The sequence below is a fragment of the Shewanella cutis genome (assembly GCF_022410515.1).
Taxonomy (GTDB): Bacteria; Pseudomonadota; Gammaproteobacteria; order Enterobacterales; family Shewanellaceae; genus Shewanella; species Shewanella cutis.
Genome location: NZ_JACSDI010000003.1, coordinates 15,171 through 34,184, shown reverse-complemented (window position 1 = coordinate 34,184; position 19,014 = coordinate 15,171). Strand labels below are relative to the sequence as shown.

The 19,014-nt window shown below is 44.8% G+C and carries 13 protein-coding genes and 1 other RNA gene; 5 read left to right on the top strand and 9 right to left on the bottom strand.

Going from position 1 to position 19,014, the window contains the following annotated elements; all coding sequences use genetic code 11:
- Positions 1 to 226: 226 nt before the first annotated feature.
- Together aceA and aceB are read right to left on the bottom strand one after the other, a co-directional pair.
- Positions 227 to 1,549 carry an isocitrate lyase gene (gene aceA / locus H9J30_RS06955; RefSeq protein WP_240130367.1) on the bottom strand — a complete coding sequence of 441 codons (1,323 nt, stop codon included), beginning with the start codon at positions 1,547 to 1,549 and terminating at the stop codon, positions 227 to 229.
- A gap of 134 nt (positions 1,550 to 1,683) precedes the next feature.
- The gene (gene aceB / locus H9J30_RS06950; RefSeq protein ID WP_240130366.1) at positions 1,684 to 3,333 is read right to left on the bottom strand and encodes a malate synthase A; all 1,650 of its coding nucleotides are present in this window, start codon (positions 3,331 to 3,333) and stop codon (positions 1,684 to 1,686) included.
- A gap of 834 nt (positions 3,334 to 4,167) precedes the next feature.
- On the opposite strand from aceB, the gene H9J30_RS06945 reads away from it, so the two are divergent.
- Positions 4,168 to 6,639: a TonB-dependent receptor gene (locus tag H9J30_RS06945; protein WP_240130365.1), complete on the top strand. Its 2,472-nt coding sequence runs from the start codon at positions 4,168 to 4,170 to the stop codon at positions 6,637 to 6,639.
- 68 nt (positions 6,640 to 6,707) lie between these two features.
- On the opposite strand, the gene H9J30_RS06940 is transcribed toward H9J30_RS06945, so the two are convergent.
- From H9J30_RS06940 to H9J30_RS06925, 4 genes are all read right to left on the bottom strand, one after another.
- Positions 6,708 to 8,477 carry a monovalent cation:proton antiporter-2 (CPA2) family protein gene (locus tag H9J30_RS06940; RefSeq protein ID WP_240130364.1) on the bottom strand — a complete coding sequence of 590 codons (1,770 nt, stop codon included), beginning with the start codon at positions 8,475 to 8,477 and terminating at the stop codon, positions 6,708 to 6,710.
- A gap of 209 nt (positions 8,478 to 8,686) precedes the next feature.
- Positions 8,687 to 10,417: a GGDEF domain-containing protein gene (locus H9J30_RS06935; RefSeq protein WP_240130363.1), complete on the bottom strand. Its 1,731-nt coding sequence runs from the start codon at positions 10,415 to 10,417 to the stop codon at positions 8,687 to 8,689.
- Between the two features lie 63 nt (positions 10,418 to 10,480).
- On the bottom strand, positions 10,481 to 10,693 hold the full coding sequence (locus tag H9J30_RS06930; RefSeq protein WP_240130362.1) for a hypothetical protein: 213 nt from the start codon (positions 10,691 to 10,693) through the stop codon (positions 10,481 to 10,483).
- A 45-nt stretch (positions 10,694 to 10,738) separates the two neighbouring features.
- The gene (locus tag H9J30_RS06925) at positions 10,739 to 11,530 is read right to left on the bottom strand and encodes an SAM-dependent methyltransferase (protein ID WP_240130361.1); all 792 of its coding nucleotides are present in this window, start codon (positions 11,528 to 11,530) and stop codon (positions 10,739 to 10,741) included.
- 437 nt (positions 11,531 to 11,967) lie between these two features.
- On the opposite strand from H9J30_RS06925, the gene H9J30_RS06920 reads away from it, so the two are divergent.
- Positions 11,968 to 12,459 carry an outer membrane protein assembly factor BamE gene (locus H9J30_RS06920; protein WP_240130360.1) on the top strand — a complete coding sequence of 164 codons (492 nt, stop codon included), beginning with the start codon at positions 11,968 to 11,970 and terminating at the stop codon, positions 12,457 to 12,459.
- Positions 12,460 to 12,534: 75 nt separating this feature from the next.
- On the opposite strand, the gene H9J30_RS06915 is transcribed toward H9J30_RS06920, so the two are convergent.
- Both H9J30_RS06915 and H9J30_RS06910 read right to left on the bottom strand, forming a co-directional pair.
- Positions 12,535 to 12,870: an RnfH family protein gene (locus tag H9J30_RS06915; protein WP_240130359.1), complete on the bottom strand. Its 336-nt coding sequence runs from the start codon at positions 12,868 to 12,870 to the stop codon at positions 12,535 to 12,537.
- Entirely contained in the window at positions 12,860 to 13,297 is a 438-nt protein-coding gene (locus tag H9J30_RS06910) for a type II toxin-antitoxin system RatA family toxin (RefSeq protein WP_011623526.1), read from the bottom strand. Before H9J30_RS06910 ends, H9J30_RS06915 begins: the two co-directional genes overlap by 11 nt.
- Positions 13,298 to 13,550: 253 nt before the next feature.
- Between H9J30_RS06910 and smpB the strand changes: the two genes are divergently transcribed.
- The 3 genes from smpB to H9J30_RS06895 all read left to right on the top strand — a co-directional run bounded on the left by smpB (position 13,551) and on the right by H9J30_RS06895 (position 17,238).
- Positions 13,551 to 14,042 (top strand): SsrA-binding protein SmpB, encoded by a 492-nt coding sequence (gene smpB, locus H9J30_RS06905; protein ID WP_011071661.1) that lies wholly within the window; start codon positions 13,551 to 13,553, stop codon positions 14,040 to 14,042.
- Positions 14,043 to 14,114: 72 nt separating this feature from the next.
- Positions 14,115 to 14,469, top strand: a transfer-messenger RNA (tmRNA) gene (gene ssrA / locus H9J30_RS06900).
- A gap of 1,137 nt (positions 14,470 to 15,606) precedes the next feature.
- Positions 15,607 to 17,238 carry a methyl-accepting chemotaxis protein gene (locus H9J30_RS06895; RefSeq protein ID WP_240130358.1) on the top strand — a complete coding sequence of 544 codons (1,632 nt, stop codon included), beginning with the start codon at positions 15,607 to 15,609 and terminating at the stop codon, positions 17,236 to 17,238.
- A gap of 73 nt (positions 17,239 to 17,311) precedes the next feature.
- On the opposite strand, the gene H9J30_RS06890 is transcribed toward H9J30_RS06895, so the two are convergent.
- Positions 17,312 to 19,009, bottom strand: coding sequence for a toxin-antitoxin system YwqK family antitoxin (locus H9J30_RS06890; protein ID WP_240130357.1), 1,698 nt, complete (start codon positions 19,007 to 19,009; stop codon positions 17,312 to 17,314).
- Positions 19,010 to 19,014: the final 5 nt, after the last annotated feature.

The window sequence follows — 19,014 nt, the reverse complement described above, 5'->3', positions numbered from 1 at the left end:
CGTTGCACCACAAACATCAGAGGTATAATGATAAAAAAATAGCGACTCAGAGAGTCGCCAAGCACAGGCAAGCAAAGTATTGACTGGGTAGGAAGTTAAGTCACAAGAGTTGACTTAAAAACCCGTGCAGCACATGTAGGAGAACTGCACGGGGACAACAGCTGCAATGCAGCTAAACACAGGGTTTACAGGTACAACATCTTACGGGTAAAACAACATGGTTGGCTTAAAACTGCTCTTCTTCGGTAGAGCCCGTCAGCGCAGTCACTGATGAATGGCCGCCTTGGATAACCGTAGTCACTTGGTCGAAATAACCTGTGCCCACTTCCTGTTGATGCGCCACGAAGGTGTAACCTTTCTTCGCTGCCGCAAACTCAACTTCTTGAACTTTCTCAACATAATGCTTCATACCTTCACCACGAGCATAATCGTAAGCCAGGTCAAACATGTTGTACCACATGTTATGAATACCCGCTAAGGTGATGAACTGGTACTTGTAGCCCATGTCCGACAGTGCTTGCTGGAAGCGCGCAATCGTCGCGTCGTCCAAGTTTTTCTTCCAGTTGAACGAAGGTGAGCAGTTATAGGCCAGCAATTGGTCTGGGTACTGAGCATGGATTGCCTCAGCAAAGCGGCGTGCTTCTTCTAAGTCAGGCTTAGCAGTTTCACACCAAATTAAATCCGCATAAGGTGCGTAAGCCAGACCGCGAGAAATGGCTTGGTCCAGACCCGCTTTCACGCGGTAGAAACCTTCACTAGTGCGCTCGCCAGTGACAAAATCACGGTCATATGGGTCGCAATCAGAGGTCAGCAGATCCGCTGCGTTCGCATCGGTACGCGCAATCACTAAGGTTTCAACACCGCTCACGTCAGCAGCAAGGCGCGCTGCAACCAGTTTTTGTACTGCTTCTTGGGTTGGTACTAATACTTTACCGCCCATATGGCCGCACTTTTTCACTGAGGCTAATTGGTCCTCAAAGTGCACACCAGCGGCGCCTGCGTCAATCATCGACTTCATTAACTCGAACGCATTCAGTACGCCACCAAAACCTGCTTCCGCATCGGCAATAATTGGCAGGAAATAATCGACAAAGTTTTCATCTTCAGGATTGACACCGTTGCTCCACTGGATTTGGTCTGCGCGGCGGAAGGAATTATTAATACGTGAAACGACCGCAGGCACTGAGTTAGCTGGGTATAAGGATTGATCTGGGTACATGGTGCCCGCTAAGTTAGCGTCGGCCGCCACTTGCCAACCAGACAGATAAATCGCTTCGATACCCGCTTTAGCCTGTTGTACCGCTTGGCCGCCAGTCAGTGCGCCTAACGAGTTCACATAACCTTTTTTTGCGCCACCGTTGACGAGATCCCACAATTTAGCTGCACCACGCTTGGCAATGGTGTTTTCAGGAACAATTGAACCACGAAGTGCCACAACTTCTTCTGCAGTGTATGGACGACGGACGTTTTTCCAACGTGGATTTTCTGCCCAATCTTTTTTGATCGCGTCAATCTGCGCCTGACGTGAAGTCTGTGTTGCCTTAGTCATAGTGTCACTCCTTTCTGTGTGGTGTTGTAGCAAGTGACGCTGCCCCACAGCGCCACTCTGCCCATTGGTTTAATTGACGGTTCCACCGCCATAACGCATTCCATAGGACGCATTAAGTGTTAACGCATTTAAAATTAAGCAGTTAGCATCTCGTAACCGGGTAAGGTTAAGAAGTCGACCAACTCATCCGAAGTGGTAATATCCTCAAGCAATACCGCCGCTTGGGTAAATTTGCCGTGAGTAAATCTGTCACTACCCACTTCTTTTTTCACATTAGCCAACTCCTCTACCAACATGTCTTTAAACAATTGTTTAGTAACAAGTTTGCCATTGGAGAGTGACTTACCATGTTGGATCCATTGCCAAATCGAGGCGCGGGAAATTTCAGCGGTTGCCGCATCTTCCATTAATCCGTAAATCGGCACACAACCGTTGCCACTGATCCATGCCTCAAGATATTGCAGCGCGATGCGAATATTTAGGCGCATGCCTTGCTCAGTGCGCTCGCCATCGCAGGTTTTTAATAACTCAGCGGCTAAAATCGGGGCGTCCACATCGCGGGTAATGTGTAATTGGTTTTGATGGTCTTGGCCGATATACTCGTTAAAAATCCCCATGGCCGTATCCGCAAGACCGGGATGCGCAACCCAAGTACCATCGTGGCCATTACGGGCTTCGAGCTCTTTATCTTTGCGAACTCGCTGCAACACTGCTTCGTTCTGCGCAGGATCTTTTGCTGGAATAAAGGCCGCCATGCCGCCCATCGCTAACGCGCCACGCTTGTGGCTGGTTTTGATCAAAAGTCTTGAATAGGCGCTTAAAAAAGGCGTATCCATAGTCACCGCTTGGCGGTCCGGTAACACACGATCGCCATGACGTTTTAATGTTTTGATATAGCTGAAGATATAATCCCAACGGCCACAGTTTAGCGCGACGATGTTGGAGCGTAATTCATAGAGAATTTCGTCCATCTCAAACACCGCAGGCAGCGTCTCAATCAAGCAAGTACATTTGATAGTACCCGCTTGAAGACAGAATCTTTCCTCAACAAAAGCAAACACTTTTGCCCACCAGCGCGCCTCGATATGACTCTCAAGTTTTGGAATATAGAAGTAAGGACCACTGCCCTTCGCCAGCAATTGACGATAGTTATGGTAAAAGTACATCGCAAAATCGAACAAGGAACCGGAGATCGGCAAACCATTAAATTCAACATGCTTTTCTTTTAAATGCAGGCCACGCACACGGCAGACCAATACCGCAGGGTTTGGGCCTAACTTATAGTGCTTACCCGTTTCTGGCGCCGTGTATTCAATCTCTCCGCGCACTGCATCACGTAGGTTAATTTGGCCTTCAACCACTTTTTGCCAGCTTGGTGCTAAAGAGTCTTCAAAATCAGCCATAAACACTTTGGCATTGGCATTGAGCGCGTTGATTACCATCTTACGTTCAACGGGGCCGGTGATCTCAACACGACGGTCGAGTAGATCGTTTGGGATGCCACGGATCTTCCAAGCGCCATCACGAATCGCACGAGTTTCAGGTAAAAAGTCAGGTAAAGCACCTTTATCGATACGCGCTTGTCTATCTTTACGTTTGGCGAGTAAGGTTGGCACTTCAGCCCCAAATTCACGACAAAGTGATTCAAGCAACGCCATTGCACCTTCGGTAAAAATCACCTCTTGCCCAGGAATGGTGTTTCCCACCAGAGCCAGAGTGCCATTCGCAGTGGCTTTATTCAGCGTCAAATTTACTTGTTGCTCACTTAAAGTGTGTTCCGTCATCTTCTCGCCCTCCCAAGAGGCTAAACGTTTGCTTGCTTACGACTCAATTACCAGCAAAGACATTAATAACAGTACAAACATTCACCGCAAAACATTCAAATGTTCGTTTAGAACCAAAACTTACAGACAAACATTTGTATTTGCAACTATCCAAAAGTGGCATAACAACAATTAAATTTGACCAAAAAAAGCGAAAAAATTGGTCTGACCAACACAAAAAATAACATCTTAACACTTGATTTTAATAGCTTTTTCAAACAAACACTTTTCAAGCATTAACATCTAGTGAAATTTGTCAGACAACTTTACCACTTAAACATCAATGTAATTTTATACGTAATTAAATTACCAGGTGAAAATAAATAATTACACCACTTTTAACCTATTCGACCTAAGTCGAAAACGATAAACGTTTTGAACTCACGTGAAAGGAAAGCATTAAAATAATTATTAATCATATAGATATATAAAACTCACCCAAACCAAAATTCAAACATACGTTTCATTATTACGTTTACGTAAACTTACCAAACAATAACAAAGCCGTGATAGTCGTCACGGGTTATGTTTCTCGATCAAAAAGCTTAGTCCAAATGGTTAACCCTAAAAAAAATCACTTTTTTATAAAAAAAATGAAACAAATTAGAAATCTGACCGAGGGTACTTCAAATTGAGCACCACAGTGATGGCAAAGCTCGCCACAGGACAAATCGGTTAACCGTTTTTCATACGTAAAGATGGCAAGCCTTTGGGACCTAATGTTCATCAATCAAAGGTTGCAAAGAGGATGTAAATCATTATCATTCGCGACCATTCTGTTTGGGGGAACTTTACATGCCAGTATCACAGCCTATATTTCGCTTATCATTAATTGCACTCGCCTGTTTCAGCGCTTTAGCGCAAAACGTCTACGCCGAAAATACATCCACGGCACCGGACACCAACGTCGAGCGTATAACGGTTTATGGCAAACAAAACTCAGTGGTGAAAAACTCTGGGCTCGCGACTAAGTCAGACATGTCTTTGATGGAAACACCCGCCGCTGTGGTGGTAGTAGACCAAGAACTGATCAGTACTCAAGGGGTCGATAATCTCCAAGATTTAATTCGCAATATCAGCGGTGTGACTCAAGCGGGTAATAATTACGGCATAGGTGATAACTTAGTTATCCGTGGACTTGGTGCAAACTACACCTTTGATGGTATGTATGGCGGTGCAGGCCTAGGCAACACCTTTAACCCAACACGTTCTTTAACCAATGTGGAATCCGTTGAAGTATTAAAAGGTCCCGCAACAGGCCTATATGGTATGGGCAGCGCTGGCGGCGTTATCAACCTAATTGAAAAGAAACCGCAATTTGAGTCCAAACATAAATTCACCACAGAAGTTGGTCAATGGGACACCTACTCACTCGCCGTCGACAGCACGGGAGGAATAACCGATGATGTCGCTTACCGTTTAGTGGCCAAAACTGCCCGCAGTGAAGGATATCGCGATTTAGGTGCAGACCGAGATGAAGTGTTCGGCTCACTCAAGTGGGTATTAACTGATAGCCAAGATGTGATGCTGTCGGGCGCTTATATCAAAGACGCCATTGCCGTTGATTCTATTGGCCATCCAATCCGTATTTATAACGCCGATTCTGTAGGCGGTAAAACCGCAGGCGAAGTGACTTGGCAAGATTTGATTAACGATCCAAATGGCCGAGGCATACAACTGACCGACGAGCAGCGTCAGCAATTAGCGATGTCACTGGCCAGTGGTGATGGCTTAACCCCCTATGCTTTTGGTGATGCTGGATTAATTTCCCCCATGGCAAAAGATAATGAAGGTGAAGAATTACGCTTTAAGCTGACCCACAATATCTACTTTACCGATAATTTGTTCCTCAACCAGCAGTTGCAATATCGTGACTACACCACAGGTTTTGCCCGTCAAACTGGCGCTTACAACTATGTCTACTGGAAGCGTAAAATCAAGATTGGCGGCGTGCAGACTGATGTGATTAACGAAGATCCTAGAGCACCGCTCGTTGAAAATGGTGTGCTTTATCCCTTTGCCGCCAGACGCCAGGAATACCGTAAACTCGATGCCGAAGAAACCTCATGGCAGTATTTTGCCGACCTGCGCTATGACTTCCAAATCGGCAATATCGATAATGAACTACTGGTAAATGCTAACTACGAAGATCGCACGATTCGACTCGAACAATTCTCGATTTACGATGCGGATCAAGTCATTAAAGACAAGAAAAACAACGTCATCTACCGTGGTTCGCTGCCCTATATTTACGATATTCGCAATCCTAATTGGGGAACGGGTAAATTTGAGGACTACGATCCACTCAAAACCGCCAACTACAATAAAAAAGTCAGCGCTTGGGGCTTAGGCGTGCAACATGTGGGTTATTTAGGTTATGGCTTTACCACTCGTGTTGGCGTGGCCTTTAACGAAATTAAACAAAGCTATGAGCATTTAGGTCTCGATGCGCGTTATAGCGCAGGTCAAGCGAGCCCAACCCCTGAAGCCGATAGCAAAGATAATGGTGTGACCTACAACTTGGGCTTAACCTATATGCCCATCGACGATTTATCGTTTTTTGTTAACCACTCTAAAGGACGCACTGCCTATAGCATTTTAGGCTCAATTACAGGGAAAAATACCGACCGCGAAGACTCAGAATCCGTCAGTAATGATCTTGGCATGCGCTTTAAAGCCTTTGATGATCAAATGCTTGCTTCACTGGTGTTCTTTAAAAGCTCACGGACTAATGTGCCTTACAACAACCCAGACTATAACGCCGGCGTGTCAACTGCCGATGTACCAGTGTATTTTTACGATGGCAGTGAAGATACCCAAGGGGTTGAGCTGGATCTCAATGCCCACCTAAATGATCAATGGCGCGTTAACCTCAATGGCATGTATCAAGATGCAAGGGATAAACAAAACCCGAATGACAAAGCCAACTACGACAGCCGTCAAAAAGGGGTACCTTATGTCACCGCCAGTGCTTGGGTAACCTATGGCGCTGACTGGTTTGCCTTATCGAGCCCAATTGAGCTGAGTTTAGGCGCCAAATATGTGGATGAGAGAAGCACTCACTCAAAAGATTTTGGCATCCCTGATGGCTATGTGCCTAGTTATACTCTGGTAGATTCAGCAGTCAGTTACGCTACCGACTCTTGGAAGTTACAATTGAATATCAACAACCTATTCAATAAAGACTATTACAGCAAAGCCATGTTCCTCGGCGGTATGCCAGGCGAAGAGCGTAATGTGAAACTACAATATAGCTACAGTTTCTAAGCGTTTTCCTTAAACCCATAAACCACAAGAGAGCCAATTGGCTCTCTTGTTTGTGTTAGCTGGCGGACTTAACTTACATTTTCCCGGTCGCCACGCATCAAAGACTCCAGTTCAGCTTTCCCCTTATTGGATAAATCAATAAGTTTTGCCAAATCATGTTGATGAGCGGCACTGGCAATCACAAGCTTTTTATCGTGCTCGGCAAAAATCTTCACCCGTTCATTGGCCTGCACTTGAGATAAACCTAAGCCCTGTAATATCTTCTCACTGGCTGATAAAGCCGAACCAAAGGTTTCACGGAACACATCGGTCACCCCAAGGCTCATTAATCGGTAAGCATGGTTACGATCCCGCGCTCGGGCGATAATATTGATATGGGGGAAATGGGTTTTTACCTGCTGGGCAATTTCAATCGAATCCTCAACATTATCAACGGCCAGCAGCAACAAGCGCGAGCGTGCAATCCCCGCCGACATCAACATATCTAAACGTCTAGCATCGCCAAAATAGACCTCACCACCATATTGACGGATCACATCCACATGGCTGGCATCCTTATCTAACGCCACAAATGGAATGCCAGAGGAGGCTAAAATCCGTCCGGTGATCTGCCCTACCCGACCAAATCCGGCAATCACTACCTCAGACTCAGTGACATTGATAGTGTCGGGCAAGCGCGTATCCACCATATTAGGTTTAGTGGCTCTAAACAGGGTAAAAATCATCGGTGTCACCGCCATCGATAAACCAATGGCGAGCACTAAGATTTGGGCAATCTTATCATCCACTATGCTGGATAATTGCGCCTGCGATAACAGCACAAAGGCAAACTCACCGCCCTCGGCCAAGATAAGCCCTAATGCGATACTCGGGCGCCATGTATGGTGCCGCAAGCGCCCAAGCAGCATCAGCACTAGGGTCTTAATCAGTAACATGCCGAGCAAAATCGCGAGGATAAGCAAGGGATCGGTTAAAAACAGCTTGAGATCCATACTCATACCCACTGCCATAAAAAACAGCCCAAGCAGTAAGCCTTTGAAGGGTTCAATATCGGTTTCAAGTTGATGCCGATAACTGGAGTTCGCCAGCATAATCCCAGCTAAAAATGCGCCCATCCCCGCCGACAACCCCAGCCACTCCATCAATTGGGCACTGCCCATCACCAGCAATAATGCAAAAGCCGTTAACACCTCACGAACGCCACTGCTGGCAACAAGTTTAAGTACCCGCGGTAACAGATATTTGCCCACCAACACAAAACCGATTAAAGCCACACAGGTCCAATACCAAGGCACTGCATGGTGTTCAATCTGGGCCGAATTGGGCGCAAGGTAAGCGGTTAACAGCAACATGGGGATCACCGCGAGATCTTGCATCAATAACACCCCGAAAGCATCGCGGCCAAGAGGCGTGGTTAGCAGTCGATGTTCACTCATCAACTGCACTGCAAAGGCGGTTGATGACAGCGATAATGCCGCCCCCACCACTAATGCCGCCTCAACGGATAAGCCAAATCCCCAAGCTAAGCCACCAATTGCCGCCCAAGAAAGGAGTAATTGACCACTGCCGAGACCAAAGATGGCGCTGCGCAACTCCCATAACTTGCTCGGATTAAGCTCAAGCCCAAGTACAAACAACATGAGTACCACGCCAAGCTCAGCAAAATGCAGCACAGCGGCGGGATCAGACACTAGCGCCATGCCGCCTGGGCCTAAAATTACCCCTGCAGCGAGATAAGACAGAATCGGTCCTGCGCCAAAACGTTTGCCCAAGGGCACAAAAATCACCGCGGCCAATAAAAATAACAGTACAGAAGTGAGCAGACTCGACTCTTCCATTAGGGCTCCACAACGTTAGCGAAAGGCAAAAATATTGAGCAAAATACAATAGGCAATTGCGTGCAATCATACTCTATTTGTTAAGTAAAAAGTTTGAAAAGTTGACTTAAAAATCGTCAGAAAAAAGCAGGAAAATCTAGAGAGTGTAAAAGTATCGAGTTGTTTTACATTAGCCTAAACAATCAGTTACAGATAGAGTACAAATCCGCTTAGGGCTGTCTTGCTAACTCGCTTGTGGGATTGGTGGCTCGCTTATCGCACTTTAAGGCATCCTGGTAACAAGATACGCAGTTACGACCATTCGATTTTGCGGTGTAGAGCGCCATATCAGCACGGTGCAAAAGTGGATCCAAGCTTAAGTCATCTTTTGTCATACCACTGACCCCAAAACTGGCGGTGATGGTAAATTTATGTCCCGACAGATGAGTATCAATCGCTTCAATTCGGCTACGGCATTGTTCGGCAACGTCCAGCCCCTTAGCCTCATTGGCATAAGGCAAGAACAACGCAAATTCTTCACCGCCAATCCGAGCAAATACATCGCCATTACGAATATGAGGTTTTAACACCTCAACGACTTTTTTAAGTGCCCAGTCACCTGTGCCATGGCCGTAGGAGTCATTAATCCGTTTAAAATGATCTAAATCGAATAAGATAACGCAGAAATCCTCACCACGGGCGGCCACTTGCACAAACAGGTTTTCGCCAAGATCTTGCCCCGCACCACGGTTAAGCACCCCCGTCAGCGCATCCATTTTGGCCATCCGCATAAAACGCCGCTTTTGCAAATGGCCCACCACTAACAAAATTGCAAGGAAGAACAGTCCACCCACTAATATGGTGATAAACATCAACATATTAGTGTATTCCCGCTCTTTTACCATTTGCTGGGCGATGTAAAGTTCGCGCTCTTTATTCAGCAAGTTGATTTCACGCGCCTGCTCATCGGCATTAAACTTAGCCGCCTGATAAGCAAGGGTTTTCATCCTCGACTCATCAAAAATCAGTTGATTATAATGCTGCTCTTTTCTGGAGTATTCATAGGCTTGTTCAAATTGTTTATCCGCAGCCATCAACTCGGCAAACACTTTGTAGGCAATATGCTTATGTTCGATATAACTATTATCATCGGGAAACGTGAGCACCTTAACAGCGTGACTTTTTGCTTGCACCAGTTCACCCGTTGCAAAGTAATTTTCGGCAAGTAGAGCATGCACATGGCTGATTTCTAATTGAAATTGAAAAGCTTCATACCCTTTTAACGCTAATAGCAAAATCGCTCTCGCGCCTAAATAGTCACCTCGCTCCTGCAAAACCATCCCTTTGCCTTTCATCGACATCGTTGCTAAAAGGGGAAATTGCTTCGCATCACAATATTGACGGCTATCTTCGAAGGCATCGAAGGTGTCGGGATTTTTTACACCGAGCAAGTAAATCGCCTGCAGCAATTTGGCATGGCAAATATCGCGAACATCGGTTTCCTGAGCGAGTTGTAACACCTTATTGGCATAGAGGCCCATATCGCTATAAGCATCCATTTCGGAATAAATATTGGCAATTCTTAGATAGGAGTGACGTTTAATCGTAATATCATCGATATTTACCACTAGCGCTAATGCTTTGGCGACAGCCGATAAGGCTTTATCATAGTCGCGCATCCCTATATATACCGTGGCTTTATAGCTATAAACCGATGCTAATAATTCAGAACTTGTGATTAAGGTTTCGGCCTGATGCAGATCGTCTAACGCTTTGGCATATTCACCAGTGAAAAAATAACCTATCGCTCTATCTATCCTCAGTCGACCTTGTTGCACTGAAGTTAATTTGCTGAATTCTTTCTCATATTCGGCCAGTTTTTTCTGCGCAGTACTAAGATCAGATTGCAGTAATACATCAAGCTCATTGAGTGCCTGATCAAAATCGAGAGAGTTAGCCATCAACGCTGTAGAACACAAAGCAAAGATGGCTAATAGGGCACTACGCAACCGTTTCAAGATAAGTTAATTATTACCGTGATTAACTAAAACAAAGGTTTGATAATTTTGGTCGCCATTCAAGACTTTTAGCTTTTCCATATCCCCAGTCATTACAGCGTTAATTTCTTCATCAGTTAACCCATGGGCACGCATCACCGCCTCAGGATTCTGTTTATAGTCTTCCATTAACTGCGCATCTTGGCCTAACTGGGTAAAAAAATCCGATAATGCAGACATGTTTTCTCCTTAATTGTTAATAATGATTCAATATCACACTTCAATTTAGCCCAAATCTTCAGGACCGATCCCTAACTTAGCCAAAATAGCATAGTTGTACTCCAGCTTTTTTGCTGGCGGAATTAACAACGTACTAATCGGTGTTAAGTGTGCTTGGGGTAAATTCGCTAAAGGTAAACGCTCAATACGCGGGGCTTGGATTGGCAAATTGGCCGCTTCGTAGATGACCACCTCATGGTCGAGGGGATACCATTGGTTCAACTGCTCCACGAGGATCTGCAACCTATCACTCGAGGTATGAAATTGGGTTAAGGTATGTTCGCCCGCAATCGCGATTTGCCAGAGTAATAAGTGGGTAGTGGGATCGGGCACATGGTTGAAAAACATAAACTGGCTGGCTTCAAAGCTTTGATTCCCTGAGTTGCCAGGATCAATCCCTAAATCGGCCCACAGGCAAGCTTCGGCCGAAATCCCCGGCTCCATCTTGGCCGAAAACCCTTCGGCCTTGGCGCGAGTTATCGCCATATGGGATACACAGGCAAACACGCCCGGATGACCATAGAGTGCACACACAGTTTTTTTACCCGCTCTCACCGCATCGAGAATGGCATTGACCATTTGCTCGTAGGTGTCTCGGCGATTTTTAACTTCCCCATTTTGCGCATAAAACTGCTGCAAATTGATCACATTGGGGTTGAGCTTCGTCAACCAACGCTGCGAGAAACCGTCGGGTAAGAGTGAAAACACAATATCGGCATGTTCAATATAGCTACGACTTAACACGCTAATTTGCCCCGCGAGCTGTAACCCCGTACCCACACAAACGAGTGATCCCAAATGCCTCTCCTTAAATGGTGCTAACGCAAACTTCTTATCAAATAATCAAGCAACAGCATACTTATCACGGGCTAAAAATGAATCCTTAAAGCTACGCCATACACGCCGACATCATCGCCAACGTCACCAACACAAAATCTTCACAACACTACCCTCATTTCAGAAACAATACCACACCATAATACTGTATTTGGTTAAGTTTCCAGACCTTTTTGGCGCCCTACACAATAAACACAATCCAAAAAACGATGCTGGTAACAATCCCCATAAATCAGTGTCCATGATAAAAATCTTCACTCAAAGAGAACTAAAACCTGCGGCTTAGGTCGAAAACTCACACAATTGCAACGATAAGCGCCGCAACGCCCAATTACCCTTGTCATAGGGGGGACTGCTTGGGTATGATGGCCGCCAGATTTTCAGAAGTAGCGCATACAATGATCAATAAAAAGCAAAGTCTTACCCTGCTGAGTGCCATTGCGCTCTCAGTTTCGCTCAGTGCCTGTAGCGTGTTTGATTGGCTGATCTATAAGCCCGATATTCCGCAAGGTAACTACATGGAGCCGCAACAGGTTGAAAAGTTGCGTATCGACATGACTAAAGAGCAGGCCGAATACATTCTTGGCCGCCCAGTGCTGCGTGACAGCTTTGCCGATGACACTTGGTACTATGTTTACCACTATAAGAGTGGCCGTGATGCGAGCATTACCCACAAAGAACTGATCCTGCACTTTACGGGTAACAAATTAAGCTTAGTAAAGGGTGATTATGAATTAAGCCCAGAGTTTAATACGCCGCTTGAGCAAAGTAAGTTGCCGATGGTAAACACCGCAGAAACTGCGCCGCTGGTGCCGGCACAGCGCCCTGACGAAAAGCCATTAGTGAAAGAAAATCAAACTGAAGCGCAAGTTCAAAAGCCAATCAAGTAAGTGCTATGTTTTAACATTTGCCTTAAACAAAAAAGCGCCAATGGCGCTTTTTTGTTTACTCACGAGAAAGACAGCTCAAGACACCCGCCCACCAGTGACTTTATTAGCACGGCCTTCATCCTTGGCCTTATCAGCTCTGCGACGGCGCACATCCTTAGGATCAGCAATTAATGGGCGATAAATCTCAACCCGTTGACCAGGCACAATCACTTGATCATGTTTAACCACATTGCTAAACACCCCAAGTTTTACCGTCTCTAAATCAATCTCAGGGAAAAAACTCACCATATTGCTCTGGCGCACAACATCAATGGCACTCGTGCCGGGTAATACGTTAACCGAAATCACCTTCTGCTGAGTCGGCAACGCATAAATAACATCAACTACAAACTTATCTGCTTCATTTGTCACTGTAAATTACCTTAGCGCGGCTGGTAAATGCCGTCACCATAGACACCATAAGATCATTAAACACTTTACCAAAAGCCATATCGACCAATGAGCTGGAAAACTCGAAATTTAAATCGAACTCCACCTTACAGGCATCTTCCGTCAACTCGGTAAAACGCCACTGGCCGAATAAGTGTTTAAAAGGCCCATTTTCAAGTCTTAACTCGATGCTCTTTCCCGGCACCACCTGATTGCGGGTGGTAAAAGTCTTACGGATCCCCGCCTTACTCACATCGACCGAAGCCACCATGGTTTTACCATCAAACTCAAGCACTTTACCGCCCACACAACCGGGTAAAAACTCTTTGTATGACTCAACATCATTAACTAAGTCATACATCTGCATGGCACTAAAACGAACTAACACACTTCGAGAAATTTGCGGCATAAAGCTTGGCACTCTCAATCTAAGGAAACACGCTGTCTCAAGCAAACTCCGCGCGCCCTAATCTCTAGGGAAGCTAACAAATATTGGTTGGGATTCTACCACGATACACAAAAAACGCATCCCTCACATATCCCTATGATGACCAAGTGAACTGCACAAAAAACCAGCAATGAATTGATGAAGGCTTGAAATAGCTCAAATAAACCCTTATATCCATTTCAAATTGATTCACCGTGCGTATAATGGCGCCACTATGGTAAAGAAAAACTCAAAAAAAGCCGCGCCTGCGACAATCGCACGAAATAAGCGCGCAACCTTCGAATACCGTTTCGAAGAAAAAATGGAAGCTGGCCTGTCTCTCATGGGATGGGAAGTGAAGTCTATCCGCATGGGCAAAGTCAACCTGTCGGACTGCTACGTCTTCTTAAAAAATGGCGAAGCCTTTATGCACGGCTGTACCATTATTCCACTCAATACCGCCTCAACCCATGTGGTCTGCGACCCTATACGACTAAAAAAATTACTGTTAAGTCGTAAAGAGTTAGACAAATTAGCAGGTTTAGTGGAACGCCAAGGCTATTCAATTATCCCTATCTCCATGTACTGGCGCAAAGGTGCATGGGTCAAAGTGGAAATCGGCCTAGGTAAAGGTAAAAAAGATCACGACAAGCGTGAAGATACCAAAGCACGCGAATGGGAAGTCGAAAAAGCCCGTGTGATGAAAAAGGAAAAAACGCGCGGATAATGAACAAACGATTGAACTTGCAGCAAATGATACTAGGTTATCTTCAAGCTACGGGTTACAATCAACTTTCTTGGGGGCGATTCTGGATTCGACAGGATTCACGAAACCCTGGGAGCATGCCGAGGGGCGGTTGGCCTCGTAAAAAGCCGCAAAGTTATAGTTGCAAACGACGATAACTACGCTCTAGCCGCTTAATGCCGCTAGCCATCTACCACACGCTTTGCACATGGGCAGTGGATTTGATGGTCATCTCACATCGTGCTAGCGAGGGAACCCTGTCCGGGGGTGAACCGCGAAACAGTACCGGACTCACCGTGTGGGATCCTGTCTTTCGGAGTTCAAACGGTTAAACAATAGAAAGACTAAGCATGTAGTGCCTTGGATGTAGGTTTTCTGGACGCGGGTTCAAGTCCCGCCGCCTCCACCAAATAAAACAAGGACTTAGCAGAAATGCTAAGTCCTTTTTTCTTTTGAGTGGCGGCAAAATGGCGACAGCGAGATATTTCTGATTTGGTTTTTTGTCGTTCCCTGCTGCCGCTTTAACACTTAAGCCTGCTAAAATTCATTTCAGTTTTTGATCTAGCTAAGGTGTTGATTTTACTTAACTAGATCTTTTTATTATTTTTCACAGCCAATTCAAAAACCTCACGAAATCCACGCAATAACTAATTAAATCAATAGTTAAGCTTTCCCGCGCACGTTTAAACGCGCTGTATAGAACTGTAAAACAGTGAAATAAACCGCGATCATTTCAGATCTTTGATCTTCTAAAAGCCCTAGGAATGGCGCTGGTTGTGCCTATGAACTGCAATAAACCAAAACTGAAAAAAAATTAAGATGCAAACCGCGCAGGAGGGTGAGGAAGAGTGCGGATTTCGTGGCTTAGTTTCTCTGCTGCGCTGGTTTCCGTGGCTGAATTTGATGGTTGATGTTTTCTGCATGGTTTTTTATGGACGCGGGTTCAGTTCCTCGCCTAGGAGTTGAACCGGAGTTGATTTAAGGCATGGCCAACATAGTCGCAAACATCATTATGACCAAATGACATAGTCACGCCCGTCTTTACTCGATGGATTTATTTATGTAATTCGGTGAGCATAGATGGGTTTGTCTGTACTGCAGAAACAAAAAGTCCAGCTCGTTGGCTGAGCTCTTGGCTTTGCTGTTTTTGTATCTGTAAATTAAAGCAATGGCCTTTCACAATACAGATTCACATGACGCGCCCACTGTTTTTTAAAGCTATGATTTAATTATTTTTTGGTCATTTTTATTTTTGAGTCTGACACAACTGTGCTACAGGAGTGTGCTACATGGCTTCCCTTTTGTTTACCTATCTTTATCAACGAAATGCGATCTGGTGATAACTAGCACTGGCTTGTTCAACACTTGGGATAAGGTCGCGACTACGGGCGGCCAATCCTTATTTGTTAGGTTCGAGGATTAAAAATATTAACTGTGTGGTCATAGCAAAAGTTTAGAGTCAGGCTAATATATCTATTGAATGTAACAAGCCTACATTGGGCTGCACCTAAGTGAATTGAAGCATAATCACCATTTCGGGGTTTAAATGCGTAATCTAAAGATAATTCATCTTTTACTTGGAGCTTTTGCGATTCCCATAATTGCGATTATAGGGTTAGCCATGTTGGCGATAAGTAAAATGCAAGTCATCAATGAGCAGTCAACAGTCATATCAAGCAACTGGTTGCCTTCGGTCCGTGTAATCGAGCGACTGAATGGCCAAACAGCAGATTTACGGGTGTTAGAATCTCGACATATTCTTTCACTAGATAATGATCAAATGCAAGACACTGAGCGTGAGCTGGAAAAAATAAAATCGAAAATTGATGATTCTGTCCGCTCTTACCAACAACTGGTTAGCAGCAATGATGAACAGTTAATATTTAATAGTTTCAATAAATTATACAAAGAATACCTGAATATTCAACAGAAGATCCTCATCTTATCAAGGGAAAATAAAAATGAGGATGCCAAACAACTACTACTGACCAAATCACTAAAAACTTACAACGAATACTCGGATTTATTACTGCAATTATCTGATATAAATACTAAAGGAGCCCAAGCTGCGAGCAACTATGGTGATGAGATTTACGATGAATCCATCAAGATGATGATAGCCATCTTAGTTATTGTTTCGCTGTTAGTTTTAACTACATCTATTGTTATCTCAAAATTCATTATTACTTCCATCAGAACAGTCCAACATTTTATTGCCAAGCTGGCTAATGGTGACCTCACCGATCGAATTAATGATATCGGTAATAATGAATTGGGCTTATTGGCCCAGGATTGTAATCATACTGCAGATAAAATATCTGAAATGACGGAACAGTTGATTACTGTTGCCAACAATACCGCCACCTCGGCGGAAGTACTCGCCTCCACCATGAATCAGGTTGAGAATAATTCCAAAAAAATGCTGGTTCAGGTAGAACAAATAGCGACTGCACTTAATGAAATGTCCAGCACAGCTCTAGAAGTGAGCAGAAATGCAACAGAAGCGGAAACCAGTGCCAGCGAAGCGATGGAGAATGTCACTGAGGGTAACAAATCTCTCGGTGAATCCAATAACATTTCGGTAAAAATCGGCACGGCCATTCGAGATTCCGGCACCATAGTAAATCAATTGAAAGACTTTTCGATTGAAATTGGCTCTGTCATTGAAGTAATTACAAGTATTTCCGAACAAACCAACCTATTAGCATTAAATGCAGCTATTGAAGCTGCAAGGGCTGGAGAAGCGGGTCGAGGTTTTGCCGTAGTCGCTGATGAGGTTCGCTCCCTTGCCGCTAAAACCCAGCAATCGACTGTTGATATTCAGGGGATCATTTCAAAGTTACAGTCTCAAGCGGAAAAAGCTGACCATTATATGAAAGCTAATGCCAGTTTGTTGGATGAATCTCAAATTATCTCGGAAAAAGTGCGTAACGCTTTCCATGGCATTTCAGCCTCCGTCAGCGCGATTTCCAACGTCAATACAGTGGTTGCCACTGCTTCTAGTGAACAATCAAGCGTCACCGAAGATATTTCCAAAAATATCTCATCGACTGTAGAAATGGTTGATCAAAATGTGATGGGGGTGGGTAACGCCAGTAAAGCCTGTCACGATGTTTTAACTGAAGCCGGTAAACAAAAACAACTACTTGCGTTTTTTAAAACCAAACGTCGCTATTAATTAGGTGTACTAACTCAGACTTGAGCTAATACACCCTGTTCAATCAAAAACCACCCAAGGTAGGTTTCATAGGTTATTGACCGACATCGACACCATGTTGATAACGGTACTCGGATGAGGCTTCACCATTGAAGTAGTAAACCAATTTACCGTGCAATTGGTTATCAACATACTCCTCGCTTCGCAACAGACTGCCATCTTCATTAAAGCTGTAGCTTTTACCTTGCAATTGGCCTTTATTGTCATATTGCATTTGGCCTAATAAATGGCCGTTCGCGGAAAAAGCTTGCCATTGACCGACTTCGTGCCCAGCCCGATACTGTCCATGCCATAGCTTCACCTGATTGTAGCTACTTTCATCAACCAGCCATTTGCCTTCACGTTGACCATTAATATACTGGCCTTGGGCCTGCAGTTGCTTATCAAAGTCACGCTGTAAATACGCACCATGTAACTTATCGTTTTTATAAAACGCTTGCAGCATCACCGTACCATCGGTAGCGATTTCAATCTGTTCGCCATTAAGCTGGCCTTGTTGGTTAAACTGCTCATTACGGGTCATATCAGCGTTTTTGGTCACCCACTTGCCAACTTTTGCACCGAAGTGATATTGCCCAGTGACAAACCCGCCGTCTACGACATTATCTTCGCGATATGCACCGTGCATTTTACCTTTGCTGTAGTTTATCCGTCTGATATAGCCATTCCAGCCATCACCGATATACAAACCTTGGTATTGCCCCTTGAGTTGTTCTTCGCGTCCAATTAATTCACCGCTTGCAGTAAAACGCTGACTTAAGCTCCAGTCCTTTACGGTATCACGCTGATATTGATAGATTAATGCGCCTGCTGCATCGAAGCGTTTTTCCGTTGTCACCTGACCTTTGGCAAGATATTGTGTGTCAGTTTTGGTCGCAACGTTACCTGCATTATCATAGGTAGTATTTTGTATTTCACGGCCATCTTTATCGTACAGTTGTTGCTCAGCTAACCGCCCTAGTTGATCAAAATGCTGCTGATTTCCAACCTGCTTATCATGCTGATAGTGTTTAATTTCTCGTAGCACATCTGCGGCCTGATAAACCAACACTTCACCGTGTAATTTCCCCTTAATGTAAAACTCTTTAGTGAATAGCCAACCTTCCTTTGTCCAATACAGTCGCTCACCTTCTCTTTTTCCCGCCACCATATTCACGGTTTGCTCCGGCTGACCATTGTTATGGAAGCTTTCATATAGCCCTTCCATACCGTTAGCGCCATAGGTTACGCGTGTTTGCAACTGGCCATTGTCAAAATAACTTTGCGCTAATCCTGACTCTGTACCATTCACGTGATGCTGATGATCGCGCAATTGGCCATTGGTATAGTAACTTTTCTGCTCACCATGCAACTGGCCATTAAGATAGTGGTACTCACCCGAGAGTGTTCCATCTTCCCAGTAATGCAAATGTGTCCCCTGATAGCTCCCGTTAGCATCACTCTGCCCCTTACGAGACAGTTGGCCGTCAGGGTAGAAAAACTCGAAATCACCAACGATATAACTCTCCGCTAAATTGGGTCCATTGACGCTGCCCTTAAAGACTGGTTTATCCGTCTCCACATAAAATAACTGTACTGGCCAAACGCCATTTTGCTCTGTTGCCGCTTGTTTCAGGTAGTAGATAGCCTCGCCCGGCACATCGCTAAGCCGCCATTGTTCGTCGAGTAAGATCCGCTCAGCTGACAGGTTAAACGATAGAAGTAGCGCAGATAATAGTAATAAGACTCTCATATTCT

Excerpts from the sequence above, each read along its gene's own strand:
- aceA (WP_240130367.1), bottom strand. The coding sequence starts at position 1,549 with ATGACTAAGGCAACACAGACTTCACGTCAGGCGCAGATTGACGCGATC.
- aceB (WP_240130366.1), bottom strand. The coding sequence starts at position 3,333 with ATGACGGAACACACTTTAAGTGAGCAACAAGTAAATTTGACGCTGAAT.
- H9J30_RS06945 (WP_240130365.1), top strand. The coding sequence starts at position 4,168 with ATGCCAGTATCACAGCCTATATTTCGCTTATCATTAATTGCACTCGCC.
- H9J30_RS06940 (WP_240130364.1), bottom strand. The coding sequence starts at position 8,477 with ATGGAAGAGTCGAGTCTGCTCACTTCTGTACTGTTATTTTTATTGGCC.
- H9J30_RS06935 (WP_240130363.1), bottom strand. The coding sequence starts at position 10,417 with ATGGCTAACTCTCTCGATTTTGATCAGGCACTCAATGAGCTTGATGTA.
- H9J30_RS06930 (WP_240130362.1), bottom strand. The coding sequence starts at position 10,693 with ATGTCTGCATTATCGGATTTTTTTACCCAGTTAGGCCAAGATGCGCAG.
- H9J30_RS06920 (WP_240130360.1), top strand. The coding sequence starts at position 11,968 with ATGATCAATAAAAAGCAAAGTCTTACCCTGCTGAGTGCCATTGCGCTC.
- H9J30_RS06910 (WP_011623526.1), bottom strand. The coding sequence starts at position 13,297 with ATGCCGCAAATTTCTCGAAGTGTGTTAGTTCGTTTTAGTGCCATGCAG.
- smpB (WP_011071661.1), top strand. The coding sequence starts at position 13,551 with ATGGTAAAGAAAAACTCAAAAAAAGCCGCGCCTGCGACAATCGCACGA.
- H9J30_RS06895 (WP_240130358.1), top strand. The coding sequence starts at position 15,607 with ATGCGTAATCTAAAGATAATTCATCTTTTACTTGGAGCTTTTGCGATT.
- H9J30_RS06890 (WP_240130357.1), bottom strand. The coding sequence starts at position 19,009 with ATGAGAGTCTTATTACTATTATCTGCGCTACTTCTATCGTTTAACCTG.